We start from the raw sequence: 25,651 nt of genomic DNA on the forward strand, positions 1-25,651 counted from the left end.
CCGCACGTCGGTGATCCTGTGCACATCCTCGGATGAGACCGTTTCCCAGGGAACTCACAGATACGGCACGCTCGTTGTACGGAGTGAGATTGATCTCGCTGCGTCCCGTCGTGGGCAGTCCGTGCCAGTGAGGTCAGGACGGAAGCGGAAGGGGGTGCGGGACGGTGCGAGCAGCAGCCGGGGTGTGGCGCTGGCGTCACAATCCCCTGCGCCGTGGGACGGATCTCGCCGAAGCATGGGTGACGCTCGTCGCGCTGCTGCTCATCGCGGTCGCGGCGCCGCTCGCGGGATGGCTCTGCGGCTCTCTCACCGGCAGCGCCCTCCAGGACACCGCCCGGGCCCAGCGCCGGCACCGGCACGCGACGACCGCCACTGTCGTGCGTGCGCTGCCCGACCGGTCGGTGATGGCCGCCAACCCCGACGGGATCTCGGACGCCGTGCCGCGTGGCCGGGCCGCCGTCGTCTGGACCGGTGTGGACGGGAGCAGACACCGCGGGGCACTCTCCACGTTCAAGAGCGACAGCCGGCCAGGCGTCCGCTTGCGCATCTGGACCGACGACCGCGGACACTTCGTCAACAGCCCCATGAAGCCCCGCACGGTGCGGGCCCGCGCGGTGCTCGCGGGGTTCGGGGCGGCCGCCGGCACGGCGGGGCTCATCGTGGTCGGACGGCGTCTCGTCGTATGGCGTCTGGTGCAGCGGCGGTATGTGAGACTCGACCGCGCTTGGAGCAAAGCCGGTCCTGACTGGGGACGCACGGGCACAGGCAGCTGAGACCGGCTCTCGCGTCAACTCCCGCCTCCCGCGCGCGCTACGGTGGGGCCACATCCGTCGGGCACACGAGGTGGGGGCACAACAGCGCCATGGCACAGGGCACGGTCCAGGTGACGTACACCGGAACATCGAGGTGGCGGCGCCGCACAGGCGAGTACGTCTCCCTCGCCGCAGCCCTGGAGGCCGCAGGCGACGGTGACATCCTCACGGTCGCTCCCGGCACGTACCGCGAGAATCTCGTCGTCCAGCACGCGATCACGCTGCGCGGCGCCGACGGCGCGGTCGGCTCGGTGCGGATCGCGCCCGCCGACGGCATCCCGCTCACCGTGCGGGCGTCCGCGGTCGTCCAGGACCTCCAGGTCGAGGGGCAGGACTCGTCCGCGCCCGCGCTGCTCGTCGAGGAGGGCACCCCCGAGCTGCTGGGGCTGCGGATCGTCACCCGCTCGGCCGTCGGCATCGAGGTGCGCGGGGCGGCCCGGCCGACCGTGCGCCGCTGCACGGTCGACAATCCGGCGGGCGTCGGAATCGGTGTACTGGACGGCGCGGGCGGGGTGTTCGAGGAGTGCGAGGTGGTCGCGGCCGGCCAGTCGGGCATCTCGGTGCACGGCGGTGCGCACCCCAGGATCGAGGGCTGCCGGGTCCACCACGCGTCGGGCGCCGGACTGAGCGTCTCCGGCGACGGCAGCGGCCTTGAGGCCTTCGGCTGCGAGATCTACGAGGTCAAGGGCACCGGTGTGCAGGTCGCCGCGCGCGCGTCGGCCCATCTCACCGACTGCACCGTCCACCGCACATCGGCCGACGGCGTCACGCTCGACACGGACGCGGTACTGACACTGTCGGACTGCGACATCCATGACATCCCGGAGAACGCGGTCGACCTCCGGTCCCGTTCGGTGCTCACGCTGACGCGCTCGACCGTCCGGCGCTTCGGGCGCAACGGTCTTTCGGTCTGGGATCCGGGCACCCGGGTGGATGCCAACCAGTGCGAGATCCACGACAGTACGGGCGACTACCCGGCCGTCTGGGTGAGCGACGGGGCGACGGTGGTGCTGGACTCCTGCCGGGTGCACGACGTGCCGGACGCGATCTTCGTACTGGACCGCGGCTCACGGGCCGACGTGGTCGACAGCGATCTCTCGCAGGTGCGGAACACGGCGGTCTCGGTGAGCGACGGCGCCACCGCGCAGCTGGACGACTGCCGCATCCGGGAGGCGTCCACCGGCGCCTGGTTCCGCGACCACGGCAGCGGCGGCACGCTCAGCGGCTGCACCATCGACGCGGCGCAGACCGGCGTCATCGTCACCAAGGGCGCCGACCCGAGGATCGAGCGGTGCACCGTGACCTCGCCCGCGGAGGCGGGCTTCTATGTCTCGGCCGAGGGACGCGGCACGTTCCACAACTGCCGGGTGACGGGCAGCGCCGGGTACGGCTTCCATGTCATAGACGGCTGCCGCACCACCTTGACCCGCTGCCGTACCGAGCGGTGCGCACGCAGCGGTTACGAGTTCGCCGACGGCGCCCTGGGTGAGGGCGGCGCGGGCGGCCCCGTGGTGGAGGACTGCACCAGCGACGAGAGCGGCCTGCTGACCGATCCGCACGGGGCGCCTGCTGTGGGCGCTCCCGCCGTGGCGACCGCGACGCAGACGGCGGGTCTGCTCGGCACACTGCCCGGCCCGCGGCCGGCCGGGGCCCCCGCGCAGCCGGCCGCGCCCGCCCCCGTGGACGAGCCCATACGCTCCTCGGTGGACGTCCTGGGTGAACTCGACACCCTGGTGGGTCTGGAGAGCGTCAAGCGCGAGGTGCGCGCCCTCACCGACATGATCGAGATCGGCAGGCGGCGCGCCGCCGCGGGCCTCAAGGCAGCCTCGGCCCGGCGCCATCTGGTGTTCACCGGCTCCCCCGGCACGGGCAAGACCACGGTGGCCCGGCTGTACGGCGAGATCCTCGCCTCCCTCGGAGTGCTGGAGCGCGGGCATCTCGTCGAGGTCTCCCGGGTCGACCTGGTGGGCGAGCACATCGGCTCGACGGCCATCCGCACTCAGGAGGCGTTCGACCGGGCCAGGGGCGGGGTGCTCTTCATCGATGAGGCGTATGCGCTCTCCCCCGAGGATTCGGGGCGGGACTTCGGCAAGGAAGCCATCGACACGCTGGTCAAGCTGATGGAGGACCACCGGGACGCGGTGGTGGTGATCGTCGCCGGCTACACCGCGGAGATGGAGCGCTTCCTGGGCGTCAACCCCGGTGTCGCGTCCCGTTTCTCACGGACCATCACCTTCGGCGACTACGCGCCCGACGAGCTGCTGCGGATCGTCGAGCAGCAGGCGGACGAGCACGAGTACCGGCTCGGTGACGGCGCGCCGGAAGCCCTGCTGAAGTACTTCACGGTGCTGCCCAAGGGCCCCGCCTTCGGCAACGGCAGGACCGCCCGGCAGACGTTCGAGTCCATGGTGGAGCGGCACGCGGGCCGGGTGGCCCAGTTCTCCGAGATGTCGACCGACGATCTCAGTCTGCTGTTCCCGGAGGATCTGCCGGAACTGCCGTGACCTGACCGGAATCAGCCTCTCCGGACGGACCGGCCTGGCGTGGCAGTTTCGTCGCCAGCCGGTCCAGCAGTGCCGCGCGCTCCTCGGCGAACGCCGGGTCGGCCTGGTAGTCGGAGTGGCCCAGGATCGGGTCCGGCAGCGGGTGTTCGCGGGTTCTGCCGTAGGCGGCCGGATCGAGCAGCGGCCCCCGGTCGACGTCCCCGTCGCGCAGCACCCAGCCCCCGATGGGGTCCGTGGCCCGCCACAGATTGCGCCAGCAGGGCACTTCCAGGTGCAGCCCGTCCAGGCAGTCGGGCCCGAAGTACGCCGGGAACCACCGCCCGTACAGCCGCTCCAGCGGTGAGCCGTAGGTGAGCAGCGCGACCCTGCGGCGGGTACGGGCGGGCAGCTGCCAGACGGCGGCCGCGGCCAGCACACTGCCCTGTGAGTGACCCGAGATGACCAGCCTGCCGCCGGTGCGGTCGGTCCAGGTGAACATGCGCCAGGTCAGGTCGGGGACCGCGCGCTCGGCGTAACAGGGCGGCGCGAAGGGGTGCGCGGCGCGCGGCCAGAAGGTGCCCACGTCCCAGAGGATGCCGACGCTTCGCCGGGCCGACGCGTCGCGGTACGCGCGCCTGCCCAGGGTGACGAACAGTATGAAGCCGAGGCCCACCAGCCAGGACCCTGCCGCCTGCGCGGCGTCGGTGGCGGACGCGATGACGGAGGGCGCCGCGTCGGCCGCCCGGCCCGGCACCTGGTCGCTGAGCCAGGAGCCGATCAGCGCGCCCCCTCCGAGCAGCAGGGTGGCCGCCGAGACGATACCGACGAACGGCGGTGCGGCGTCGGTGAGCTGGGCGCGGGCGCGGACCCCGGCGATCTGCCGGGTGCGCACCGTGTCCGGCCTCTCGTGCGGGTAGTCCGTCATGAGGGTCGCTGCGATACGGCGTTCCCTGCGCAGGGTGCGCAGGGCGTAGTAGGCGACCGGGAGCAGCAGCAGGAGCAGCAGCACCGGGATGACGGACGCCTGCCAGCTGAGCAGCACCGGTGGTCCCGCGATGGAGCTCTTGCTGCCCATCCCGGGCGTACCCGGCCCGTCGAGCCAGTCGGCCACGCGCTGGGCGACGCCACCGGTCATCACGCCGCCGAGCGCGCAGGCGAGCAGGGCGACCGCGGGGCCGGCGAGTCCGCGCAGTGCGGTACGGATGTGGGGAGCCCGGCGGTACATCGCCATGGCGACAGCGGCCAGCACGACGACGAGGGCGAGTTGGGCGAGGGTCAGGATGCCGAAGCTGCGGTCGCCCGGAAGGGTGCCGCTCGACCGCCAGCCGGGCCGCGACCAGGCTGCGTAGAGGGCGGAGAGTCCGAGCAGGGTCAGCGCGCCGCCGGGCAGCAGGGTGACGACGGCCCGGTCGAGCTCCTCGTCGAGCCGGGTCTCGGTACGGCCTCTGCGGCAGACCACCCAGACCACAACTGCGGCCGACACGAGGATTGTTGCTTCCAGGAGCCAGCCGATGGCCTCCAGGAGTGTCCCCGACGAGCGGCGGTCGAAGGCGGCGGCCGCGACGGTGAGCGCTGCGGCGACGGTCAGGAATCCGGCGGCGGTGTGCGCCGCGCGGAGCCGGGCCACGAGCCTGCGCCCGTACCAGAACCCGGGCCTGCCGAGCGCCGGCCGGGGGTCGGCCCCCGCGCCGCCCTGTCCGTCGCCTTCCGCGGGGTCTCCGGCATCCGCCGCACGCGCGTCGTCGCCCAGCGGCTGCTGGGACTCGTACGCGCTCCAGGTGCGGTTGGAGAGGTACCAGAGCAGCGCCGTCAGAGCCGAGGGGACGAGAGCTGCCACGGCCAGCCTCCGGCCGGGCTGCGCCCACCAGCCGCCGTGGTCGGCGGCCAGGAATCCGAGCCAGGACTTGCCGTCGGAGCAGCCGGACGATCCGGCGCACTGCCAGGCCGTCAGATCGAGTGCCACTTCGCAGGCCGCCGCGACCAGCAGCACGGTGAGGCTGAGCGCGACGAGCCGCACCAGCACGCCGTACACCCGCACTGCCCGGCCCCCACCGCGGCCGGACGGCAGCATCCAGTGGGCGAGATTGACGACCATGAAGGGGAGCAACAGCAGCCACAGGGCGCGGGCGCTGTTGCCGGAGGTGAGGTTGGACCAGACGTACGCCTCCGGGACCGGCCGGTCCCTGGCGTCCTGCGGGTGCGCCTCGGCGTGGAGGTCGGCGGCGCGGCGGTAGACGGCCGCGGTCTCGTCGCCGGTGATCCGGACGGTGCGCGCGTCACCGAGCATCCCCTGCGGGGTGGCTCCGCCGACGCCGTGAACGAGGAGTTCGAGGGTGGGGGCACCGCTCTCGGCGGGCGACGGGGGTGGGGACACTGCGGTGGCTCGCTCTCGTGGAGGGGACGGTCGGCGGTGTGTGTCCAGAATCCTGGACGGCTGCGGCCCGCCGCACGGCTCTCACTGAATCTCCCCCCGGAAGAGGACCGGCAACCAGTGGCGCGGCGGGGAACTCTGCGTGCGAGGATGAGGGATCCCCCGGTGGCCAGGGGGTGAGGGTCTTCGTTCGACCGTGCGGTACCCCCGCGAGCCCGGCACGGTCCGAACACGAGGCCCTGGCTTCCGGCCACCGCATCGGCGCGTGGAAGGACCGGACCCTGCGGTGAGCGACAATCAGAATCTGCTCGCGGAGCAGCGTCGCGCCCTGATCCTCGACGAGGTACGGCGACGGGGCGGTGTCCGCGTCAACGAGCTCACCCGCAAACTCAACGTCTCGGACATGACGGTCCGCCGGGACCTGGACGCGCTGGCGCGCCAGGGTGTGATCGAGAAGGTGCACGGCGGCGCGGTACCGGTGGTCGAGGCGTCCACGCACGAGCCGGGGTTCGAGGCCAAGTCCGGTCTCGAACTGAGCGCCAAGGAGGACATCGCGCGGGCCGCGGCGGCGATGGCCGCGCCGGGCAGTGCCATCGCCCTGTCCGGCGGGACCACGACCTACGCCCTCGCCCAGCACCTGCTGGACGTGCCGGATCTGACCGTGGTGACGAACTCGGTGCGCGTCGCCGATGTCTTCCACGCCGCCCAGCGGGTCATGGGCGGGGGCGGGCAGCGGCCGGGCGCCGCGACGGTGGTGCTGACCGGCGGGGTGCGTACGCCGTCGGACTCGCTGGTGGGCCCGGTGGCCGACCAGGCGATCAGGTCGCTCCACTTCGATGTGCTGTTCCTCGGTGTGCACGGCATATCGGCCGAGGCGGGGCTCTCCACGCCCAATCTCGCGGAGGCGGAGACGAACCGCAGGTTCGTGCAGTCCGCGCGGCGGGTGGTGGTGGTCGCCGACCACACCAAGTGGGGCACCGTCGGGCTGAGTTCGTTCGCGACGCTGGAGGATGTGGACGCGTTCGTCACCGACTCCGGGCTGTCCGAAGGGGCACGTGAGGAGATCACCGAGTATCTGCCGGGGCTTGTCGTGGCGGGTGACCGCGAGGACACCGGCTGACGGCCGGACCCGGCCACGCGCTCCACGCTCCGCGGTGGGGCAATCCGAACCCCCGGCGGCCACGAAGAACCCTGCGGGGGGGCGGACGGCGCAGCCGTACGGGCCCGCGAACCCACCGGCCAGGAAAGGAAGTCCCGCGCGTGTCCGAACGGCGCAATGACGGCGTGCAGCAGCCCGCCCTGATACTCACCAGGCCCTGCACGGCCCCGAAGGCCGCGGTGCTGCTGCTGCACGGCGGCCGGGCCGACGGTCTGCGTCCGCCGCCGCCGTGGAATCTGCCGGAGGTCCGGATGCGGCCCATCGCCTCGCGGATCGCCGGGGCCACGGCGGGGCACTCGGTGCTGCTGGGGCGGGTCCGCTACCGGTACCGCGGCTGGAACGGCACCCGCGCGGACGCCGCGCAGGACGCGCGGCGCGCCCTCGGTGAACTCGCCGCAACCGCAGGCGACATCCCGGTGGTGCTCGTCGGGCACTCCATGGGCGGCCGCGCGGCGCTGAGCGCCGCCGCGCACCCGTCGGTACGCGCGGTGGTCGGCCTGGCCCCCTGGTGCCCGCCGGACGAGGCGACCGGTCATCTGCGCGGCCGCACGGTCGTGCTGCTGCACGGGGACCGGGACCGTACGACCGATCCCGGGGAAAGCGCCGCGTTCGTGCACCGGGCCCGGGAATCCGGTGCCCGGGCGTGCGCGCTGACGGTCACCGGCGGGGATCACGCGATGCTCCGCAGGCCGGGGCTCTGGCACGCCCTCACGGCCGGTACGGTCACGGGCCTGCTGGAACTGGCGCCGCTGCCCCGGATGGTGGACCGGGCGCTGGAATCCGGGGCGGCCCGGACGGAGTGAGACCGGCCGCCGGACCGCGCGCCGCGACGGTGTCAGCGCGCGGCGCCGCCGCGGCGCGCGGTCCGGCTCACCTTCGACGCCCAGGCGACCAGCGGCAGTTGGAGCGGCAGCCGGGCGAGCGCCGCCGCTTTGAGCGGCGCGGGCCGGTGCCGCCAGTCGTACGCCATCTGCACGTTCGCGGGGAAGACCGCCACGAAGAAGCCGGCGGCGGCGCGAGCGCTGACCCTCCGGGTGGCGGGCACCGCCACACCCGCCGCGAGCAGCAGCTCGACCACTCCGCTGACCTGGGTGTAGGTCCGGGCCCTGCCGGGCAGCCAGGGCGGCACCGTGGTGTCGAACGGGCGGGGAGCCAGGAAGTGGGCCGCTCCCGCACCGGCCAGGAGGGCGACCAGATACTTCGTCGGACGGTCAGCGGCCGGCATGGGGCCTCCAGAGTTCGGTGCGCTGCGGCGTACACATCGCACAGGTACGCGTACGGAGTGATTCTTACTTGCCGGTAGCTTCCTTGGGAAGCCCGGCGTCGCCTCGTCCGCGCGGACGACCGCTTCCCCCGGTACAGACAGCTGATAAGCCGTCAGCTATGGTGTGCGGGCCTGTCCCCACCGACCTCCGGAGGTGCGGCCCGATGGCTCGCCGACTCCACCCCGTCGGCCTCGACTTCGTCGAGACCGCCCCGCTGCGCCTGGTATTCGCCGCAGGGGTGTCCGCCGCCCCCGGGGCCGTCTACCGGGCGCTGGCCGAGGACGTCGCGGACTGGCCGTGCTGGTTCACGGCGGTCACCATGGCCCGCGCCACCGAGGGCGGCCGCGAGGTGCGGCTCAGGGGAGGCGCCCGCCTCCGGGAGTCGGTGCTCGCCGCCGACCCCTCCAGCCGGTACGTCTACCGGGTCGACGAGACCAACACCCCGGGCCTGCGGGCCCTGCTGGAGGAGTGGCGGCTCACCCCGACGGACTCCGGGACCCGCGTCCAGTGGACGTTCGCGATGGACGGGCCCGCACCGCTGCTCGCCGGGATCCGGTTCGGCAGGTCCGGTCTGGGGCGGGCCTTCCGCGACGCGACGCGCAAGCTGGACGGCCGGATCGCCGCGGCCGCCCCGTAGACCGGGTCCTCAGCTCGTCCAGACGCCGGTGACCAGCAGCCGTTCGATGGCCGTGGCGTACGGCGTGATGTCGAGGCCCTGCTCTTCGAGCCAGCTGTCGGAGTAGTACTTGTCCAGGTAGCGGTCGCCCGGGTCGCAGAGCAGGGTGACCACGCTGCCCTTACGCCCGTCGGCCACCATCTCGGCGACGATCTTCAGCGCGCTCCACAGCCCCGTACCGGTCGATCCGCCCGCCTTGCGTCCCATGACCCGGTCGAGTGCGCGGACCGCGGCGACGCTGGCCGCGTCCGGCACCTTCATCATCCGGTCGATGGCACCGGGCACGAAGCTCGGCTCCATCCGGGGCCTGCCGATGCCCTCGATGCGTGAGCCGCAGTCACTGGTCGCGGTCGGGTCGTTCCGGGTCCAGCCGTCGAAGAAACAGGAGTTCTCCGGATCGGGGACGCAGATCCGGGTGTCGTGCTGCATGTAGTGCACATAGCGGGCGATCGTCGCGGATGTGCCGCCCGTCCCCGCGGTCGCCACGATCCACGCGGGCTCGGGGTACCGCTCCAGCCTCAGCTGCTGGTAGATGGACTCGGCGATGTTGTTGTTGCCGCGCCAGTCGGTGGCCCGTTCCGCGTACGTGAACTGGTCGATGTAGTGGCCGCCGGTCGACGTGGCGAGCGAGGCGGCTTCCTCGTACATCTTCCGGGAGTCGTCCACGAAGTGGCACTGCCCGCCGTGGAATTCGATCAGCCGGCACTTCTCCTGGCTGGTCGTGCGCGGCATGACGGCGATGAAGGGGACGCCGATGAGCTTGGCGAAGTACGCCTCGGAGACCGCCGTCGAACCGCTGGACGCCTCGATGACCGGCTTCCCGGGACGGATCCACCCGTTGCAGAGCCCGTACAGGAAGAGCGAACGGGCGAGCCGGTGCTTCAGGCTGCCCGTGGGGTGGGTGGACTCGTCCTTGAGATAGAGGTCGATGCCCCACTCCTCCGGCAGCGGAAACCGCAGCAGATGGGTGTCGGCCGACCGGTTGGCATCGGCCTGGACCTTGCGGACGGCCTCCTTCAGCCAGGCCCGGTACTCCGGGTCGCTGCGGTCCACATCGGCGGTCGCCGCGGCCCCGCCCTCCGGTCCCTGTGCGCTCGTCGTCACGCGTGCCGCCCCTCATGGTGTCCGCTCCGGTCTCCATCCGTGACCATACCCGCCCCACCTGCACAAACGTTCACTTTGACCACCCATAGGGCTGACTTGCGGAACTGCGGGACATACCGGCACATGCCAATGCCGGCCGGTTACCCCCGGTGCACTGGTGCGCGGGCCCGCGCCCCGGCACACTTCCCGGAGGGAGACGAACGGAAGAGGGCGGGGAGCGCGATGTCGGAGGCCGAATTCACTGCGACGGGTGTACGGATCGAGCGGTGGACCCGTTCGCTCACCCGGGCCGGGCAGGTACTGATCAAGGACGGCAGGCTGGCTCTGCTCACGAGCAGCGGACGCGAGATCGACAGCGCCCCGCTGACCACTGTCAGCGCGGCAAAGCCGTGGTTCGCCAAGGTCGGACGGATGGTGGCGACCGTCAACGGCACCCGCTACCGGCTCACCATGGGCCAGCGGAACATGCCGCTCGACAGCTCCAGGTCGGTCTCCACGTTCCTCGACGCGGTGCACAGGGGCAGCAGGCGCTGAGCCCGGCGCGAGTTGCGAAGCCGCACCCCCTGGGTGACTCTGGTGTCACATCACTAACGGTTTACCGGCAGTCACGCTGGGAGCAGCTCTCCGCCGGGCCACTTCGTCTTCTTCCGGACCTCATTCGGGGAGTCGCTGCCGTGATCACCCAGCCAACCAGGCATTGCGCGGTGGAACTTCAAGCGCTGCCGTCCCGCATCGGGCAAGTCCGCAGAATCGTATCGGCGCAGCTGCGCTACTGGCATCTCGATCCTCTGATCGACCAAGCAGCGCTGGGCGTCACCGAGTTACTGACCAACGTCCACCGGCACGCCCAGCCGGACAAGCTGTGCACCGTCGAGATGGATCTGCTCCTCGACCGGCTCACGGTCTCCGTCCACGACCACGACCCCCGGATGCCCATGGTGCGCGACGCCGAGCAGTTCGCGACCTGCGGGCGCGGGCTTTCGATGATCGCCGCTGTCAGCGAGTGCTGGGGCGTACGGCCGCACGGGGCGACGGGGAAGGTCGTGTGGTTCACGCTGCCGGCCGCGCCGCCCGCCACACCGCTCGCGCGCCGCACTGCCGTGTACGGAGCGACGACATCCGGGCCGTTCGCCGACGGCTGCCCGGCAACCCGGCCGGCCCTGGTGAGCTGACCGGAGACCGCACGGCCGTGGGGCCCGCAGCGTCACTGCGGGCCCCATGGCGGGACGAGGCGACGGGTCAGCGGGACCCGCCCTTGGACAGGGGACCGAACTGCTCGTCCAGGACGGACAGCCGGCGCCAGTACTCCTCCTCGTCGATCTCTCCGGAGGCGAACCTGCGGCCGAGAATCGCGATCGGCGCGTGCTCGCCCTGGGCGGAGCTCATCCGGCCGGGGCCCTGCCACGGGCCTCGCCTGCCGCGCCACACGGTACGGCGCAGAACGGTGACGACCGTGAAGATGACCGCCGCCCAGAGAAACGGGAAGAGCAGGATCCACGGCCCGGGTCCCGCGAAGGCCAGCGTGTTCATGTCGGTTCAGCTCCTCGGTGGGAAGGTTCCCTACTGGTTCCCTACTGCCTTCGAGCCTCTCGCGACGAGCAGCCCACGGCGTCGTACGGCCAGCGGCTGTGCGTCTGCGCCGACGGGAGTACGAGGGGGCCCGACGGGAGTACGAGGAGGCTCCGCGGGAGTACAGGACGGCTCCGCGGGAGTACGAGGTGGCTGCGCGCGACCGGCCGGTGAGCCTGTCCGGGCTCAGCTCTCGTGGACGCGCTCGCCGCCGATGTACGTCAGCGCCACGCCCGTGCCGCCGATCTCCTCCGGCGGTCCGGCGAACGGGTCGCGGTCGAGCACGGCCAGGTCGGCGAGGGCTCCGACGCGGATCGTGCCGCCGTCGTCGAGACCGTTCACCTGCGCCGAGCCCGCCGTGTAGGCGGCCAGCGCGGTGCCCAGGTCGAGGCGCTGCTCGGGCAGGAACGGCGGCCGGTCCTCACCGTGAGCGGTCCGGTTGACCGCGACATGGATGCCCTGGAGCGGGTCGGGGCTGCTCACCGGCCAGTCGCTGCCCGCCGCCAACGTGGCCCCGGCACGCAGCAGATCGGCGAACGGGTACTGCCGGGAGGCGAGTTCGCCGCCCAGGAACGGGATGGTGAGGTCGTCCATCTGCGGCTCGTGGGTCGCCCACAGCGGCTGCAGGTTGGCGATCGCGTCCAGTTGGGCGAAGCGCGGCACGTCGTCCGGGTGGACGACCTGGAGGTGGGCGAGGTGGTGCCGGTTGCCGCGGGGGCCGTTGGCGGTCAGAGCGGCTTCGACGGCGTCCAGCGCCTCGCGGACGGCGCGGTCGCCGAGCGCGTGGAAATGGACCTGGAAGTCCAGTGCGTCCAGTGCGGTGACATGGTCCCGCAGCGCGGCCGGGTCGACGAAGCTCAGACCGCTGTTGGCGGTGGCGCAGCCGCAGGAGTCCAGGTAGGGGGCGGTCATGGCGGCGGTGAAGTTCTCCGTGATGCCGTCCTGCATGATCTTGACGGAGTCGGCCCGGAAGCGCCCGGCGCGCAGCTTCGTACGTCGTTCCACGAGTTCGGGGATCTGCTCGGCGCCCCGCGAACGGTCCCACCACAGCGCCCCGTTGACGCGGGCGGTGAGGCGTCCGTCGCGGGCGGCGGTGAGGTAGGCGTCCGAGACATCGGGGCCGCCGTTGAAGACGCCGAGGATGGCGTCCTGCCAGCCGGTGATCCCCAGCGAGTGCAGTACGGCCTGGGCGCGCAGCAGCCCGGCGACGCGATCGGCGGTGGTCGTCTGCGGGACGAGGCGTGCGACCAGGCCGGTGGCGCCCTCCTGGAGCATTCCGCCGGGCGTGCCGTCGGGCTCGCGCTCGATCCGGCCGTCGGCCGGGTCGGCGGATCCTGCGGTGAGGCCGGCGAGTTCCAGAGCGCGGGTGTTGGCCCAGGCGCCGTGGTGGTCGCGGTTGAACAGCAGTACCGGGCGGTCGGCGACGACGGCGTCGATGAGCTGCCGGGTGGGCACACCGCCGGCGAAGGACTCCATCGACCAGCCGCTGCCCGTGATCCACTCCCGCTCGGGGTGGGCCGCGGCATAGGCGGCGATCCGGCTCAGGTACTCCTTGAGGTCGGTGGTGCCGGTGAGGTCGCACTCGCCCAGCTCGACGCCCGCGAAGACGGCATGGACATGGGCGTCGGTGAAGCCGGGGACCAGCAGCCGCCCGGCCAGGTCGACCACCTCCGTACGGGGTCCGACCAGCTCGCGCACCTCGCTTCCTCCGACGGCGACGATCCGTTCGCCGCGGACAGCCACCGTGTCGGCACCACGGTGGGCCGGGTCGGTGGTGAAGGCGGGACCGCCGGTGAAGACGAGATCGGCGTGGGTGGTCATGCGGTACTCCTTGGACTGGTACGGCTGATGCAGTTGGTGCGCCAGGTGCAGTAGTGCGACTGATACGGCTGAAGCGCGGGCGGACGGCGAGGCCGGACGCCGTGCGGCCGGACGCGGTGAGGTCAGACGGTGGTGGGTCCGGGGCCGAGCAGGTCGAGGGCGTCGGCGTCGGTGGCCAGGCCGGTGCTGAAGTACGCGGACTTGCGGCCCCACTTGGCCCAGGCGGCCGCCAGCACACCGGACGCGACCATCAGGACCGGCACCATCAGGGCGAACCAGCCGTTGTCGGCGCGGAGCGCGAAGTGGTCGGTGGATGTGGCGTACCCCCAGCACATATAGCCGCCCAGCGCGAACAGCACCGTCGCGCTCAGCGTGGGGACGACGACGGAGCCCAGCGCCTCCCGGCGGGCGCTGCGCAGCAGACCGCGGAAGCGTACGGCTGCCGCGAGTGCGGTGAGACCGTAGTACAGGGCGACGACGATGCCTATGGCGTTGACCGCCGCGCTGATCAGATCACTGACCCTGGGGATGACCAGCGACAGTACGGCGACCAGCGCGGCGATCGCGCCGACCAGGAGTGTACCCGCGGCGGGGGTGCCGTACTTCGGGTCGATCCGGGTCCAGACCCGGCCCAGAGTGCGGTCGCGGCCCATGGCGAACATCCCGCGCACGGTCGGGATGACGCCGGACTGCAGTGAGGCCACGGCGGAGAACATCAGCGCGACCAGAGGGAGCGCCGCCAGCGGCTGGTGGGCCAGCTGGTTGCCGAAGAAGGTCAGCCCCTCGGCGCCGTGGTCGGCCAACTGCCGGGGCGAGAGCACCCGTTGGAAGGCCGTCCCGCCGAGCAGGAACAGGGCCAGCATGGTGACCAGTGCGATCATCCCGCCCCGGGAGGCGTCGCGCGGGTCGCGGACCTCCTCCGAGACGCTGAACGCGGCGTCGAATCCCCAGTAGCAGAAGACCGACAGCACCATCCCCTGGGCGAGCCCCGAGAGGGAGGGGATGGTGAGGGGGTTGAACCAGTCGAGGGTGAAGGCATGGGTGCCCGCGAAGAGCCCGTACCCGCAGAAGCCCAGCAGTACCAGGTACTCGAACGCCAGCAGATAGCGCTGGATGCGGGCGGCGACATCGATGCCGGTGACCGCGGCGGCGGTGACGCAGGCCAGGACCACCATCCCGATCAGGGTGGTCTGCAGGGTGTTCCCGGGGTCCAGGACGAGTCCGGCAGCAGAGTGCAGTCCGGCCTCGCCCGCCAGTTGCAGCAGCACCGAGCCGGTGACGGTGGTGGTGTACGCGAGGAAGACCACGGTGCCGACGATGTTCACCCAGCCGGACAGGAAGCCCAGCCACGGGCTGAGTGAACGCCCCACCCAGACATAGCTGTTGCCGCAGTTGGGCTCGACCCTGTTGAGACGGGCGAAGGCCGCGGCGATGCCCAGGACCGGCAGGAAGCCCAGCAGCATGATGATGGGCAGGTGGAGCCCGACCACTCCGGCGATCAGGCCCATACCGATGCCGATACTCGATGTGGCGGCGGTGCTGGACGCGGCGATCACCACGCCGTCCACCACGCCGAGGGACTTTCTCAGGTCTGCTGTCATCGGACCACCACTGCTCTCGCTAGCGCCTCGGCAGGCACTGCCGTCGCCTGCCGGAGCCACATGGAAGCGCGCCGGGTCTTACCAAGTCAACGCTGTTGTCATAAGGTCTCGGCCATGACGGACGGAAGCGGACGGCAGGTCACGACCGGAGCGCGGAGGCGGCGCACCAAGCAGGGCACGGTGCTCTCGGAGAAGCTGATCGTGGAGACCGCGCTGCGGCTGATCCGGCAGCACGGCGGGGAGGCGCTGACCGTACGGAGGCTGGGCGCGGCACTGGGAGCGGACCCCAGCGCGCTGTACCGCTACTTCCCGAACACCGACGGGCTGCTGCTGGCCGTCGCCGACGAGCTGATCGGCCAGTCCTTCGCCGGGTGGGCGCCGACCGGGGACTGGCGGAAGGACCTGCGCGAGCTGGGGCTCCGGATGCACGCCGCCTATCAGGAGCATCCGCAGGCCGCGATGCTGGCGGCGCACCGGGTCACGGGGCGGCCGCACGAGGTGTACGCGGTCGAGTCGATCCTGGGGGCGCTGCGCGGTGGCGGCTTCCCGGACCTGGAGGCGGTGCGGATCTACCACAGCTTCGTCGACACCAGCCTCGCCTTCGCGGCACTGGACGCGAGCACCATGGCCCTGCCACCGCAGGCACGGGAGGCGGAGCGGCAGGTCTGGCACCGCACCTACGCTGCGCTGCCGGCGGGCAGCCACCCCCATATCGCGGCGACGTCGACGCTGCTGCTCGCGGAGATGCGGCGCACCGCCTACACGCAGAGCCTCGACCTGCTGCTGGAGGCGGCGTCGGCGCGCCTCGTCGTCCTGCGCGGAGCCGCTCAGCCGGAACGGGGAGCGAATGCCCCGGAGGCCAGGACCCACAGCCCGAGTGGTCCACGTAAGCCGGAGTGATCCACGCGAGCCTGAGGCGCGGTGGGACCTGAGCCGGGCCGGGCCGGGACTCCCCCGCCCTCAGCCGATGATCGAGAGCGGGTCGTCGAGGACCGGCTGCCAGGCCAACTCGGCCGCCCCCACCAGACTGTTGTGCTCCAGCGTGCACGGCAGGATCGGCACCCCGCCGCTGCGCCCCCACAGGCTCCGGTCGGCGACGACCGCGCGCAGCCGCTCCGGGTCCGCGTCGAGCAGTTCGCGGTGGAGCCCGCCGAGGATGATGCGGTCCGGGTTGAGGATGTTGACCAGTCCGGCCAGGCCGAGCCCGAGGCGGTCGACGATCTCCTGTGCGGCGATCCGTACCCCCGGGTCGTCGAACTCCGTACGGAGAATGTCGCGGGACTGCTGGAGCAGCGAACCCTCGGGGCCGGGGGTACGTCCGGCCGCTGTCAGGAAGGCGAGCGGGTCGGTCTCGACGTCGAGACACCCCCGGCTTCCGCAGTAGCAGGCGCGGCCCTCGGGGTTGACGGTGACGTGCCCGACCTCCAGGGCCAGCCCCGAACTCCCGGTGTGCAGACGGCCGTCGAGTACCAGGGCGCCGCCGACCCCGCGGTGCCCGGTGGCCACGCAGAGCAGGTGCTGCGCGCTGCGGCCCGCTCCGTGCCGGTGTTCGGCGAGCGCCGCGAGGTTGACGTCGTTGCCGGTGAAGGCGGGCCCGGTGATGCCTGCCGCGCGGACCCGGTCGGCGAAGATGTCGCGGACCGGGGCCCCCGCGGGCCACGCCAGGTGCAGCGGGTTGAGCGCGGTGCCCTCCGGTTCGGCGACGGCCGACGGCACCGCGAGTCCGGCTCCGACGCAGCGCAGACCGCTGTCGCGCAGCAGCGCGGCCCCCTCGTCGACGACCGCGCCGAGGACCTGCGCGGGGTCGGCGGAGACCGTGACGCAGCCGGGCGAGGTGGCGACCGCCCGGCCGCCGAGCCCGACGAGCGCGGCGCGGAAACCGTCCGCGTGCACCTGGGCGGCCAGCACGACGGGCCCGCCGTTGTTGACCGACAGCCGGTGCGAGGGCCTGCCCTGGGAGCCGGCGGCGGCGCCGGGGCGCGAGTCGACCTGGATCAGCCCGAGCGATTCGAGTTCGGCCGCGACCGCGCCGGCGGTGGCGCGGGTGACGCCCAGCTCCGCCGTGAGCACCGCCCGGGTGGGCGCGCGGCCCGTGTGGACCAGCTCCAGCGCCGGTCCCAGCGCGCTGCGGCCACGCTCCAGTCTGGTCCGGTTGGTCGTCACCTTGCCGTTCATGGGGGCGAGTCTCCCATGATCCCGGGCGGTGGAAGACGATCCGGTACCGCCCTTGTTCCCGGCCACCGCTCCCCCTATCCTTCTTTTGTGCCGAATCTAAACAAAGTCGGGACGGTGCTCTCGGGAGGCCCCGGCGAAAACAGCGCCGTACCCTCCCTGCTCCGTCTGCGGGTCATCCTCACTGTCTTCTTCGCCCTGGACGGCTTCGTGTTCGCCGGCTGGGTGGTCCGCATTCCCGCGATCAAGCAGCAGACCGGCGCCTCGGCGAGCGCACTCGGCCTGGCGCTGCTGGGGGTGTCCGCGGGGGGCGTGATCACGATGATGCTGACGGGGCGGTTGTGCCGGCGCTTCGGCAACCACCCGGTCACCGTCGCCTCCGCGGCCCTCCTCTCGCTGAGCATCGCGCTGCCGCCGCAGACGCACTCGACGCTCGCTCTCGGCCTGGTCCTGCTGCTCTTCGGCGCCGCGTACGGCGGGCTCAACGTCGCGATGAACAGCGCCGCCGTCGATCTGGTCGCCGCGCTGCGCCGCCCGGTGATGTCCAGCTTCCACGCCGCGTTCAGCCTCGGCGGCATGGTCGGGGCAGGGGTGGGGGGACTCGTCGCGGGCCGGCTGTCGCCGGCGTCCCATCTGCTCGGCCTGACCGTCGTCGGACTGCTGGTGACCTGCGCCGCCGGGCCCGCACTGCTCCGGCACCCGGTCCCGGAGACAGCGAGGACCGCGGTACGGGACGCGGTGCCGCGGCGCCTCACCAGCCACACCGGGCGGCTGGTGCTGGTCTTCGGGACGATCGCCCTGTGCACCTCGTACGGGGAGGGGGCCATGGCCGACTGGAGCGCCCTGCACCTGAAACAGGATCTCCACGCGCATCCGGGGGTCGCGGCCGCCGCGTACTCCTTCTTCGCGCTGGCCATGACGGTCGGCCGGCTCTCCGGCACCGCGCTCCTGGAACGTCTCGGCCTGACCCGCGCCCTCGTCGGAGGTGCGACCGTCGCGGCCGCAGGACTGCTGCTGGGGGCGCTCGCACCCACGGTCTGGCTGGCACTCGCCGGCTTCGCGCTGGCCGGGCTGGGGCTCGCCAACAGCTTTCCCGTGGCGGTGGCGCGGGCCGGCGCCCTGGCCGGTCCCGGCGGGGTCGCCACGGCGTCCACCCTGGGCTACGGGGGCATGCTCATCGGACCGCCCGTGATCGGCTTCGTCGCGGACTGGCTGTCGCTGCCGATCGCCCTCACGACGGTGGCGCTGCTCGCCGCTGTCGCCGCCCTGATCGGATACGCCACCCGCAACGCCTCGGCCCCTGAGGCCGTCTGAGGTCTCCCGAGGTCCGCGGAGGCACTGGCACAATCGCCCGCATGGAACCCCTGCCGACCGACGTACTCGTCCCGGCCCTCGACCGCGAAGGCCGGCTGCTCGCCACGGCGGCCGCGCGAGTGGGCACCGGGGCCACGGTACCCACCTGCCCCGGCTGGCACGTACGGGACCTGCTCCGGCACACGGGCGCGGTGCACCGCTGGGCCACGGCCTTCGTCGCCGAGGGACACACCGGCTTCCGCCGGGCCGGCGCCGGACCCGCTCTCGACGGGGACGAACTCGTCGAGTGGTTCAGGGAAGGACACCGTTCGCTGGTGGCCGCGCTGACTGCCGCGCCCGAGGATCTGGACTGCTGGACCTTTCTTCCCTCGGCGTCCCCGCTGGCGTTCTGGGCACGGCGGCAGGCGCACGAGACCACCGTGCACCGGATGGACGCGGACACCGCGCTCGGCGCCGAACCGGGCGCTCCGGCACAGGAGTTCGCGGCGGACGGCATCGATGAACTGCTGTGCGCGTTCCACGCGAGGTCCAGGAGCCGGGTGCGCACGGAGGTGCCGAAGGTGCTCCGGGTGCGGGCCACCGATACCGGGGACGTGTGGACCGTCCGGCTCTCGGCGGGACCACCACGGGCCGAGCGCACCGGCGACGGCGCTCCCGCCGACTGCGAGCTGAGCGGGGACGCCGCGCTGCTCTACGCGACGCTGTGGAACCGCCGGCCGCTCTCCTCCGTGTCCGTCACGGGCGACGCGTCCCTGGCCCGGCTGTGGCAGGAGACCTCAGCGATCTGATCCGGGCGCCGGGTGGTCCGCGTGGTGGAACGCGACCGGTGCCCGGTGGCGGCCCGTGTGCTCAGCCCAGCCAGCCGGGGCGCACCAGCCCCGACTCGTACGCCAGGACCACGAGCTGGGCCCGGTCGCGGGCACCGAGCTTCACCATGGCGCGGCTGACGTGGGTCTTGGCGGTGAGCGGGCTGACCACGAGCCTGCGGGCGATCTCGTCGTTGGAGAGGCCGATACCGACCAGGGCCATCACCTCCCGCTCGCGTTCGGTGAGTCCGCCGAGGCCGACGGCGGTGGCCGGTTCCTTGGAGCGCGCGGCGAACTCGGCGATGAGCCTGCGCGTCACGCCCGGCGAGAGCAGCGCGTCGCCGTCGACCACCGCCCGTACCGCGCGCAGCAGTTCTTCCGGTTCGGTGTCCTTGACCAGGAAGCCGGAGGCTCCGGAGCGGATCGCCTCGAAGACGTACTCGTCGAGCTCGAAGGTGGTGAGCATGACCACCTTGATCCCGTCCAGCTCCGGGTCCGCGGTGATCTTCCTGGTGGCGGCCAGGCCGTCGAGCAACGGCATCCGGATGTCCATCAGCACGACGTCCGGCCGCAGTTCCCGTACCAGTGCCAGCGCCTCGGTGCCGTCGGCGGCCTCGCCGGTCACCTCGATGTCCGGCTGGGCCCCGAGCAGCGCCCGGAATCCGGCTCTGACCAGGGACTGGTCGTCGGCGAGCAGGACACGGATCACGGTGACTCCTTCGGTGCGGCGGGCGGTGCGGCAGGTGGACCTGCCGACGGGCCGGCGGGGGGCGCGGAACGGGGCTCGGAACGGGGCTCGGAGCCCCGGCCGGTGAACGGGATGACTGCCTCGACCCGGAACCCGCCGCCGGGGCGCGGGCCCGCGTCGATCGTGCCACCCAGCGCGGCCGCCCGCTCCCGCATCCCCACCAGGCCGTTGCCGCTGCCTCCGGCGTCGTCCCCGGTGGCCGGCCCTTCGTCCTCGATCCGCAGGACCAACTGCCGCGGGGCGTAGGCGAGAGTGACCCGGGCGGTACGGGACCCGGAGTGGCGCACCACATTGGTCAACGCCTCCTGAACGATGCGGAAGGCGGCGAGGTCGGCGCCGGGCGGGAGGTCCCTGCGTACACCTTCGGTCACGGTGTCCACCGTGAGGCCCGTGGCGGATGCCTGTTCCACGAGTTCGTCGAGCCGGTCGAGTCCGGGGGCCGGCGCCCTCGGGGCCGCACCGGGCGCCCGCAGGGTGTCCAGCACCTGGCGCACCTCGCCCAGCGCCTCCTTGCTCGCGGCCTTGATGGTGGTCAGTGCGGTACGCGCCTGCTCGGGGTCGGAGTCCAGGAGCGCGAGGCCGACGCCGGACTGGACATTGATGACGGAGATGCTGTGGGCCAGTACGTCGTGGAGTTCACGGGCGATACGAAGCCGTTCCTCGTCGGCGCGGCGCTTCTCGGCGGCCCGGCGTTCGGCCCGTTCGCGGGCCCACTGCTCGCGCCGCACCCGGGCGAGCTCGGAGGCGGCGAGGATCGCCACCACCCAGGCGGTGACCGCCAGTTCCTGCCCCCAGGGGGCGGCATGGTCACCGGCGGGCGGGAGCCAGCGGTAGAGCCAGTGGGCGGCCAGGACGTGCCCGGCCCAGAGCATCGCGACGGCGGACCAGGCGGCGTAGCGGTGGCCCGCGACGATGGCGCCGAAGCAGCCGACGGCAACGGTGAGGAAGACCGGTCCGTACGGATATCCGGCGCCCAGGTAGACCGTCGCGCAGGCCGCGGTGGCGAAGGCGGTGAGGACCGGGTACTTGAGGCGGAGCAGCAGGAACGCCTGCCCGGCCAGCAGCAGCAGCCTGGCCCAGACGTCGAGCGGGGCGCGGTAGCCGGCCTGCCCGTGGGCGGCGATGGTGGTCCCCACCAGGACGATCACGGTGAGGACCAGGGTGGAGCGCCACGGCACCCGGTGTGCGGGCGCCCCTTCCCATGGCGGCTGCCACCGGCCCGGGCCGCCGTGCTCCCAGGGCGGATGCCGCCGGGCACGCCCGCCACGGCCGCTACGTCCGGCGCGGCTGGCGCGATCGGCGCGGTCGGGTCCGCCGCGCCCGTCGCGGCCTCGCGCCGTACGGCCCCGGCCGGACGACCGGCTGTGCACCCACGGCGCCCCGCCTCTCAGGGGTCCGTGTCGCTCGTCCGTGCCGGGCTCGTCCATGGAGGCAACGCTAGACCGGCGGGGGCACCCGGGACGTCAGCCCGGCGTGGCGGTCACGTCTACTCCCGGCGGAGTAGCCCGACGGATTCGGCGAGGTTCTCCACGGCCCGCTCGAAGAAGGCATCGCGGTCCGTCACCACCCGGTTGAACTGGCCGAAGACCTCGAAGGAGATGAGCCCGAAGAGCTGCGCCCAGGCGGCGGCGAGCGCGACGGCCGCGGCGGGCGGGAGGTCCGGGGTGATGTCCGCCGCGAGGCGCTCCGCCTCGGGCCGCAGCGCGGGGGCCACCGGCGGGAGCGCCAGGCCGTCGCTGCGGTACGCGTCGCCGGCGATGGCGATCAGGGCCAGGGCGACCCTGGACGCGGGGCCGATGGTCGCGCTGGGCGCGGTGTAGCCGGGGACCGGGGAGCCGTAGATCAGGGCGTACTCGTGCGGGCGGGCGAGGGCCCAGCCGCGTACCGCCATGCAGACGGTGACCCAGCGGGTACGGGCGGAGACCGCGCCGGCTCCGGCGAGGGCTGTCTCCGCTGTGTCGCCGATCGCGTCGTAGGCGTCGACGATGAGAGCAGTGAGGAGGTCGTCACGGCTCGGGAAATAGCGGTAGAGCGCGGAGGAGACCATGCCCAGTTCACGGGCGACAGCGCGCAGGGACAGTTTCGCGGCTCCCTGGTCGGCGAGCTGTCTGCGCGCCTCGTCCTTGATGGCTGCGGTGATCTCGGTGCGGGCTCGTTCTCTGGCTCCTCGGACAGCGCTCATGGTGGCCAGTCTGCCAGATTCCAGATCACCGCCCCATAAAGAGAGCAGCGCTCTTGCTTTGGATCACCAATCAGAGGCAGACTGCTCTTGAACGAGAGCACTGCTCACACTTCACTCAATCAAGGAGATCCCCATGACCACCTATGTCAGGCAGCCCGGCTGGCTCACGGTCAAGGTGCTCAACCGGATGGTCGCCTGGCTGACCCGGCGCGGTGTCAGCGTCTGGGGATCGCGGGTCCTGGCGGTGCGCGGACGCAAGAGCGGCCAGTGGCGCCGCACCCCGGTCAACCCGCTGACAATGGCGGGCGGGCAGTATCTGGTCGCCGCGCGCGGGCACGTCCAGTGGACCCACAACATGCGCGCGGCCGGCGGCGGTGAGTTGCTGCTCGGCCGCAGATCGGAGCCCTTCCGCTCGGTCGAGGTGCCCGACGAGGAGAAGCCGGAGATCCTTCGCGCCTACCTGAAGCGCTGGAAGATGGAGGTCGGGGCCTTCTTCGACGGAGTGGATGCCGACTCGACCGCCGAGGAACTCAGCCGGATCGCCCCCGACCATCCCGTCTTCCGCATCACGGCGTCGGAGTGAGATCCGGCCCGGGGCACCGGCCCCGAGGCCAGGCCCCTTGCCCCGTTGTCTCCTGCCGCTTCGTTCCCCGCGCCGTCGCCCCGTACCTCTTGTCGCGGATCCGGGCCTGATCCGGACGAAGGGCTAGTCGACCGGGCTGACTTCCCTGCCCGCGTCCTCGCCGCTGCCCTCGGCGGTCTCGTCCTCCGCGTCCGGGACGGGTGCCTTCCCCGCCGTCCTGGCCGCCTCCTTGCGGTCCAGCACTCCGAGTGCGCGCTGCGCCAGCGGATGCGTACGGACCAGCTCGCCCAGTGACGTCGAGCCGCGGGTGATCCCGGCGAACGCCTTCCAGGCCGGCCGGAATCCGGTGATCGCCGCGTGCAGCACCACCGGACGGCGCTCGAACACCTTGAGCATCCGGCGCCCGACCGCCATCTCCACGCCGAGACCGGCCTTGATCGCGAAGGCGTAGTTCAGCGCCTGGCGGCGGGCGTCCACCGCGTCGTGCGCCTCGGCGACCCGGACCGCCCACTCACCGGCCAGCCGCCCCGAACGCAGCGCGAACGAGATCCCCTCACGCGTCCACGGCTCCAGCAGTCCGGCCGCGTCCCCGCACACCAGCACCCGCCCGCGGGACAGCGGCGAGTCGTCGCTGCGGCACCGGGTGAGGTGGCCGGACGAGACGGTCGGCTCGAAACCGGCCAGCCCCTGCCGGGCGATGAAGTCCTCCAGATACCGCTTGGTGGCCGCGCCCTCGCCGCGCGCCGAGATCACGCCGACGGTGAGCGTGTCGCCCTTGGGGAACACCCAGGCGTAACTGCCCGGGATGGGGCCCCAGTCGATGAGCACCCGTCCGGCCCAGTCCTCGGCGACAGTCGGCGGGACCGGGATCTCGGCCTCAAGACCGAGGTCCACCTGGTCCATCTTCACCCCGACATGAGCCCCTATCCGGCTGGCGCTGCCGTCGGCGCCGACGACCGCGCGCGCCAGCACCGTCTCGCCGTCGGCGAGGACGACTGCGACCGTGCGCCGGTCGGGCACGGCGGATCCGTGCTGCTCCACGCGGGAGACGGCGGTGCCGGTGCGAATCTCGGCACCCGCCTTCTGCGCCTCCTCGACCAGCCCCTGGTCGAACTCGGGGCGGTTGATGAGCCCGAAGAGCATCTGCTTGGACCTTCGGGTCCGGGTCAGCCTGCCGTTCATCGAGAACGTCACCGCGTACACCCGGTCCCGCAGCGGCAGTTCGAATCCCGGCGGCAGGGAGTCGCGCGACGGGCCGATGATGCCGCCGCCGCACGTCTTGTAACGCGGCAACTCGGCCTTCTCCAGGAGGAGAACTCTCCGTCCCGCCACCGCCGCGGCGTACGCCGCCGAGGCCCCGGCCGGACCTGCGCCGACCACCACCACATCCCATACCGGCTGGTCGTGTTCCGTGCCCGCGTCTGCGTTCTCGCTGCTCACGATGTGCTGCTGCTCCTGATCCGACCAGTGGCCCGTGCTTGTCGACGGCATACTACGGCGCGCTGCCGGCCGACCCCGCTGTGGGAGGATCGGTCAGCCCGCAAACGAACGCATGTGTGCACACACGTACACGTACTTCAACGTCGCACCCACGAGGAGCGTGCCCATGACCGCGAATCCGATTGCCGAGACCGTCGCCTCGCTGATGCCCCGCGCACGGGCGGAGCTGACCGAGCTGGTGGCCTTCCAGTCGGTCGCGGATCCGGCGGTCTTCCCCAGGAGCGAGTGCGAGGGCGCCGCGGACTGGGTCGCCGGGGCGCTGCGCGCCGAGGGCTTCCAGGACGTCGCACTCCTCGACACCCCCGACGGCTCCCAGTCCGTCTACGGTGTCCTCCCCGGCCCCGAGGGCGCGCCGACCGTGCTGCTCTATGCGCACTACGACGTCCAGCCGCCGCTCGACGAGGACGCCTGGCTGTCCCCGCCGTTCGAGCTGACCGAGCGGAACGGCCGCTGGTACGGGCGCGGGGCCGCCGACTGCAAGGGCGGGTTCATCATGCACCTGCTCGCGCTGCGCGCCCTCAAGGCGAACGGGGGCGTCCCGGTCTCCGTGAAGGTGATCGCGGAGGGCTCGGAGGAACAGGGCACCGGCGGGCTTGAGCGCTACGCCGAGGCACACCCCGAGCTGCTCACGGCCGACGCGGTCGTCATCGGCGACACCGGGAACTTCCGCGTCGGTCTGCCGACCGTCACCGCCACACTGCGCGGGATGACGATGCTCCGGGTCCAGCTGGACACCCTCGAAGGCAACCTGCACTCCGGCCAGTTCGGCGGCGCGGCGCCCGACGCGCTCGCCGCACTGATCCGGCTCCTCGACTCGCTGCGCGCCGAGGACGGTTCGACGACGGTCGACGGGCTGGCCGCGGACGCCGCGTGGGACGGACTCCAGTACCCGGAGGGCGAGTTCCGCCAGGACGCGAAGGTCCTCGACGGTGTGGAGCTGATCGGCAGCGGCACGGTGGCGGACCGCGTCTGGGCGCGCCCCGCCGTCACCGTCATCGGCATCGACTGCCCGCCTGTCGTGGGCTCGACACCGTCGGTGCAGGCGAGCGCGCGGGCCCAGGTCAGCCTGCGGGTACCGCCGGGCACCGACGCCGCCGAGGCCACCGAGCTGCTGACCGCGCACCTGAAGGCGCACACCCCGTGGGGCGCACGGCTCTCCGTGGAACAGGTCGGCCAGGGCCAGCCGTTCCGCGCCGACACCAGCAGCCCCGCGTACACCTCGATGGCCGAGGCGATGCGCGTCGGGTACCCGGGCGAGGAGATGCAGTCGGCGGGCATGGGCGGCTCGATCCCGCTCTGCAACACGCTGGCCACGCTCTACCCGGAGGCGGAGATCCTGCTGATCGGGCTGAGCGAGCCCGAGGCACAGATCCACGCCGTCAACGAGAGCGTCTCACCGGAGGAACTGGAGCGGCTCTCCGTCACCGAGGCGCACTTCCTCCTCAACTACGCGCAGTCGAAGGCGGCGCAGTAAGCACGGCACGG

23 protein-coding genes are annotated in these 25,651 nt (G+C 72.4%); 12 read left to right on the forward strand and 11 right to left on the reverse strand.

Translation table 11 applies throughout. The features are described 5' to 3' along the window. Positions 1–164: 164 nt before the first annotated feature. On the forward strand, positions 165–773 hold the full coding sequence (locus OHB13_RS02340) for an Rv1733c family protein (RefSeq protein ID WP_328375206.1): 609 nt from the start codon (positions 165–167) through the stop codon (positions 771–773). Positions 774–862: 89 nt separating this feature from the next. Continuing rightward, positions 863–3,316, forward strand: a complete 2,454-nt coding sequence (locus OHB13_RS02345) for a right-handed parallel beta-helix repeat-containing protein (protein WP_328375207.1) — start codon at positions 863–865, stop codon at positions 3,314–3,316. Here the strand turns inward: OHB13_RS02345 and OHB13_RS02350 are convergent. Beyond that, complete coding sequence (locus OHB13_RS02350) at positions 3,276–5,669, reverse strand: hypothetical protein (protein WP_328375209.1); 2,394 nt, start codon at positions 5,667–5,669, stop codon at positions 3,276–3,278. The two genes, OHB13_RS02345 and OHB13_RS02350, sit on opposite strands and share 41 nt — an antisense overlap. A gap of 283 nt (positions 5,670–5,952) precedes the next feature. Here OHB13_RS02350 and OHB13_RS02355 point away from each other — a divergent pair, with 283 nt between their 5' ends. Both OHB13_RS02355 and OHB13_RS02360 read left to right on the forward strand, forming a co-directional pair. Continuing rightward, positions 5,953–6,786: a DeoR/GlpR family DNA-binding transcription regulator gene (locus OHB13_RS02355; protein ID WP_266859785.1), complete on the forward strand. Its 834-nt coding sequence runs from the start codon at positions 5,953–5,955 to the stop codon at positions 6,784–6,786. A gap of 140 nt (positions 6,787–6,926) precedes the next feature. Beyond that, a complete protein-coding gene (locus OHB13_RS02360; protein WP_266859783.1) occupies positions 6,927–7,628 on the forward strand; it encodes a dienelactone hydrolase family protein in 702 nt (233 codons plus the stop codon). A 32-nt stretch (positions 7,629–7,660) separates the two neighbouring features. Here OHB13_RS02360 and OHB13_RS02365 read toward each other — a convergent pair whose 3' ends face one another. Beyond that, complete coding sequence (locus tag OHB13_RS02365; RefSeq protein WP_328375215.1) at positions 7,661–8,050, reverse strand: DoxX family protein; 390 nt, start codon at positions 8,048–8,050, stop codon at positions 7,661–7,663. 203 nt (positions 8,051–8,253) lie between these two features. Between OHB13_RS02365 and OHB13_RS02370 the strand changes: the two genes are divergently transcribed. After that, the gene (locus OHB13_RS02370) at positions 8,254–8,727 is read left to right on the forward strand and encodes an SRPBCC family protein (RefSeq protein WP_328375217.1); all 474 of its coding nucleotides are present in this window, start codon (positions 8,254–8,256) and stop codon (positions 8,725–8,727) included. A 9-nt stretch (positions 8,728–8,736) separates the two neighbouring features. On the opposite strand, the gene OHB13_RS02375 is transcribed toward OHB13_RS02370, so the two are convergent. Next, positions 8,737–9,870 (reverse strand): PLP-dependent cysteine synthase family protein, encoded by a 1,134-nt coding sequence (locus OHB13_RS02375; RefSeq protein ID WP_328375219.1) that lies wholly within the window; start codon positions 9,868–9,870, stop codon positions 8,737–8,739. Positions 9,871–10,092: 222 nt separating this feature from the next. On the opposite strand from OHB13_RS02375, the gene OHB13_RS02380 reads away from it, so the two are divergent. Together OHB13_RS02380 and OHB13_RS02385 are read left to right on the forward strand one after the other, a co-directional pair. Further along, complete coding sequence (locus tag OHB13_RS02380; RefSeq protein WP_266859777.1) at positions 10,093–10,404, forward strand: hypothetical protein; 312 nt, start codon at positions 10,093–10,095, stop codon at positions 10,402–10,404. A 140-nt stretch (positions 10,405–10,544) separates the two neighbouring features. Next, positions 10,545–11,042, forward strand: a complete 498-nt coding sequence (locus tag OHB13_RS02385) for an ATP-binding protein (RefSeq protein ID WP_266859775.1) — start codon at positions 10,545–10,547, stop codon at positions 11,040–11,042. A 67-nt stretch (positions 11,043–11,109) separates the two neighbouring features. On the opposite strand, the gene OHB13_RS02390 is transcribed toward OHB13_RS02385, so the two are convergent. The 3 genes from OHB13_RS02390 to OHB13_RS02400 form a co-directional block, all read right to left on the reverse strand. After that, the gene (locus OHB13_RS02390) at positions 11,110–11,400 is read right to left on the reverse strand and encodes an SHOCT domain-containing protein (protein ID WP_266859773.1); all 291 of its coding nucleotides are present in this window, start codon (positions 11,398–11,400) and stop codon (positions 11,110–11,112) included. A gap of 225 nt (positions 11,401–11,625) precedes the next feature. Next, positions 11,626–13,260 carry an amidohydrolase gene (locus OHB13_RS02395; RefSeq protein ID WP_328375223.1) on the reverse strand — a complete coding sequence of 545 codons (1,635 nt, stop codon included), beginning with the start codon at positions 13,258–13,260 and terminating at the stop codon, positions 11,626–11,628. 122 nt (positions 13,261–13,382) lie between these two features. Beyond that, positions 13,383–14,861, reverse strand: a complete 1,479-nt coding sequence (locus tag OHB13_RS02400; RefSeq protein WP_328375225.1) for an APC family permease — start codon at positions 14,859–14,861, stop codon at positions 13,383–13,385. Positions 14,862–14,975: 114 nt separating this feature from the next. Between OHB13_RS02400 and OHB13_RS02405 the strand changes: the two genes are divergently transcribed. Further along, positions 14,976–15,761, forward strand: coding sequence for a TetR/AcrR family transcriptional regulator (locus OHB13_RS02405; protein WP_328375227.1), 786 nt, complete (start codon positions 14,976–14,978; stop codon positions 15,759–15,761). 60 nt (positions 15,762–15,821) lie between these two features. Here the strand turns inward: OHB13_RS02405 and OHB13_RS02410 are convergent, their stop codons facing one another. Next, the gene (locus tag OHB13_RS02410; RefSeq protein WP_266859766.1) at positions 15,822–17,036 is read right to left on the reverse strand and encodes an ROK family protein; all 1,215 of its coding nucleotides are present in this window, start codon (positions 17,034–17,036) and stop codon (positions 15,822–15,824) included. Positions 17,037–17,123: 87 nt separating this feature from the next. On the opposite strand from OHB13_RS02410, the gene OHB13_RS02415 reads away from it, so the two are divergent. Together OHB13_RS02415 and OHB13_RS02420 are read left to right on the forward strand one after the other, a co-directional pair. Then, positions 17,124–18,347 carry an MFS transporter gene (locus OHB13_RS02415; protein WP_328375230.1) on the forward strand — a complete coding sequence of 408 codons (1,224 nt, stop codon included), beginning with the start codon at positions 17,124–17,126 and terminating at the stop codon, positions 18,345–18,347. 41 nt (positions 18,348–18,388) lie between these two features. After that, complete coding sequence (locus OHB13_RS02420; RefSeq protein WP_328375231.1) at positions 18,389–19,135, forward strand: maleylpyruvate isomerase family mycothiol-dependent enzyme; 747 nt, start codon at positions 18,389–18,391, stop codon at positions 19,133–19,135. Positions 19,136–19,196: 61 nt separating this feature from the next. On the opposite strand, the gene OHB13_RS02425 is transcribed toward OHB13_RS02420, so the two are convergent. The 3 genes from OHB13_RS02425 to OHB13_RS02435 are packed head-to-tail and all read right to left on the reverse strand — an operon-like array spanning position 19,197 to position 22,083. Beyond that, entirely contained in the window at positions 19,197–19,862 is a 666-nt protein-coding gene (locus OHB13_RS02425; protein ID WP_266859760.1) for a response regulator, read from the reverse strand. Beyond that, entirely contained in the window at positions 19,859–21,328 is a 1,470-nt protein-coding gene (locus OHB13_RS02430) for a sensor histidine kinase (protein ID WP_443062918.1), read from the reverse strand. The genes OHB13_RS02425 and OHB13_RS02430 overlap by 4 nt, the downstream gene beginning before the upstream one ends. Positions 21,329–21,387: 59 nt before the next feature. Continuing rightward, positions 21,388–22,083 carry a TetR/AcrR family transcriptional regulator gene (locus OHB13_RS02435; RefSeq protein ID WP_266859756.1) on the reverse strand — a complete coding sequence of 232 codons (696 nt, stop codon included), beginning with the start codon at positions 22,081–22,083 and terminating at the stop codon, positions 21,388–21,390. Between the two features lie 133 nt (positions 22,084–22,216). On the opposite strand from OHB13_RS02435, the gene OHB13_RS02440 reads away from it, so the two are divergent. After that, entirely contained in the window at positions 22,217–22,666 is a 450-nt protein-coding gene (locus tag OHB13_RS02440) for a nitroreductase/quinone reductase family protein (RefSeq protein ID WP_328375238.1), read from the forward strand. Positions 22,667–22,789: 123 nt separating this feature from the next. On the opposite strand, the gene OHB13_RS02445 is transcribed toward OHB13_RS02440, so the two are convergent. Continuing rightward, the gene (locus OHB13_RS02445) at positions 22,790–24,106 is read right to left on the reverse strand and encodes a geranylgeranyl reductase family protein (RefSeq protein WP_266859752.1); all 1,317 of its coding nucleotides are present in this window, start codon (positions 24,104–24,106) and stop codon (positions 22,790–22,792) included. 166 nt (positions 24,107–24,272) lie between these two features. Here OHB13_RS02445 and OHB13_RS02450 point away from each other — a divergent pair, with 166 nt between their 5' ends. Next, a complete protein-coding gene (locus OHB13_RS02450) occupies positions 24,273–25,640 on the forward strand; it encodes a dipeptidase (protein ID WP_328375241.1) in 1,368 nt (455 codons plus the stop codon). Positions 25,641–25,651: the final 11 nt, after the last annotated feature.

It is taken from the genome of Streptomyces sp. NBC_00440 (assembly GCF_036014215.1).
Taxonomy (GTDB): domain Bacteria; phylum Actinomycetota; class Actinomycetes; order Streptomycetales; family Streptomycetaceae; genus Streptomyces.

What these genes read in the sequence shown, in the direction of transcription:
- OHB13_RS02345 (WP_328375207.1), top strand. Translation starts at nt 863, where the DNA reads ATGGCACAGGGCACGGTCCAGGTGACGTACACCGGAACATCGAGGTGG.
- OHB13_RS02365 (WP_328375215.1), bottom strand. Translation starts at nt 8,050, where the DNA reads ATGCCGGCCGCTGACCGTCCGACGAAGTATCTGGTCGCCCTCCTGGCC.
- OHB13_RS02370 (WP_328375217.1), top strand. Translation starts at nt 8,254, where the DNA reads ATGGCTCGCCGACTCCACCCCGTCGGCCTCGACTTCGTCGAGACCGCC.
- OHB13_RS02380 (WP_266859777.1), top strand. Translation starts at nt 10,093, where the DNA reads ATGTCGGAGGCCGAATTCACTGCGACGGGTGTACGGATCGAGCGGTGG.
- OHB13_RS02390 (WP_266859773.1), bottom strand. Translation starts at nt 11,400, where the DNA reads ATGAACACGCTGGCCTTCGCGGGACCCGGGCCGTGGATCCTGCTCTTC.
- OHB13_RS02395 (WP_328375223.1), bottom strand. Translation starts at nt 13,260, where the DNA reads ATGACCACCCACGCCGATCTCGTCTTCACCGGCGGTCCCGCCTTCACC.
- OHB13_RS02400 (WP_328375225.1), bottom strand. Translation starts at nt 14,861, where the DNA reads ATGACAGCAGACCTGAGAAAGTCCCTCGGCGTGGTGGACGGCGTGGTG.
- OHB13_RS02405 (WP_328375227.1), top strand. Translation starts at nt 14,976, where the DNA reads ATGACGGACGGAAGCGGACGGCAGGTCACGACCGGAGCGCGGAGGCGG.
- OHB13_RS02410 (WP_266859766.1), bottom strand. Translation starts at nt 17,036, where the DNA reads ATGAACGGCAAGGTGACGACCAACCGGACCAGACTGGAGCGTGGCCGC.
- OHB13_RS02420 (WP_328375231.1), top strand. Translation starts at nt 18,389, where the DNA reads ATGGAACCCCTGCCGACCGACGTACTCGTCCCGGCCCTCGACCGCGAA.
- OHB13_RS02430 (WP_443062918.1), bottom strand. Translation starts at nt 21,328, where the DNA reads ATGGACGAGCCCGGCACGGACGAGCGACACGGACCCCTGAGAGGCGGG.
- OHB13_RS02435 (WP_266859756.1), bottom strand. Translation starts at nt 22,083, where the DNA reads ATGAGCGCTGTCCGAGGAGCCAGAGAACGAGCCCGCACCGAGATCACC.
- OHB13_RS02440 (WP_328375238.1), top strand. Translation starts at nt 22,217, where the DNA reads ATGACCACCTATGTCAGGCAGCCCGGCTGGCTCACGGTCAAGGTGCTC.
- OHB13_RS02450 (WP_328375241.1), top strand. Translation starts at nt 24,273, where the DNA reads ATGACCGCGAATCCGATTGCCGAGACCGTCGCCTCGCTGATGCCCCGC.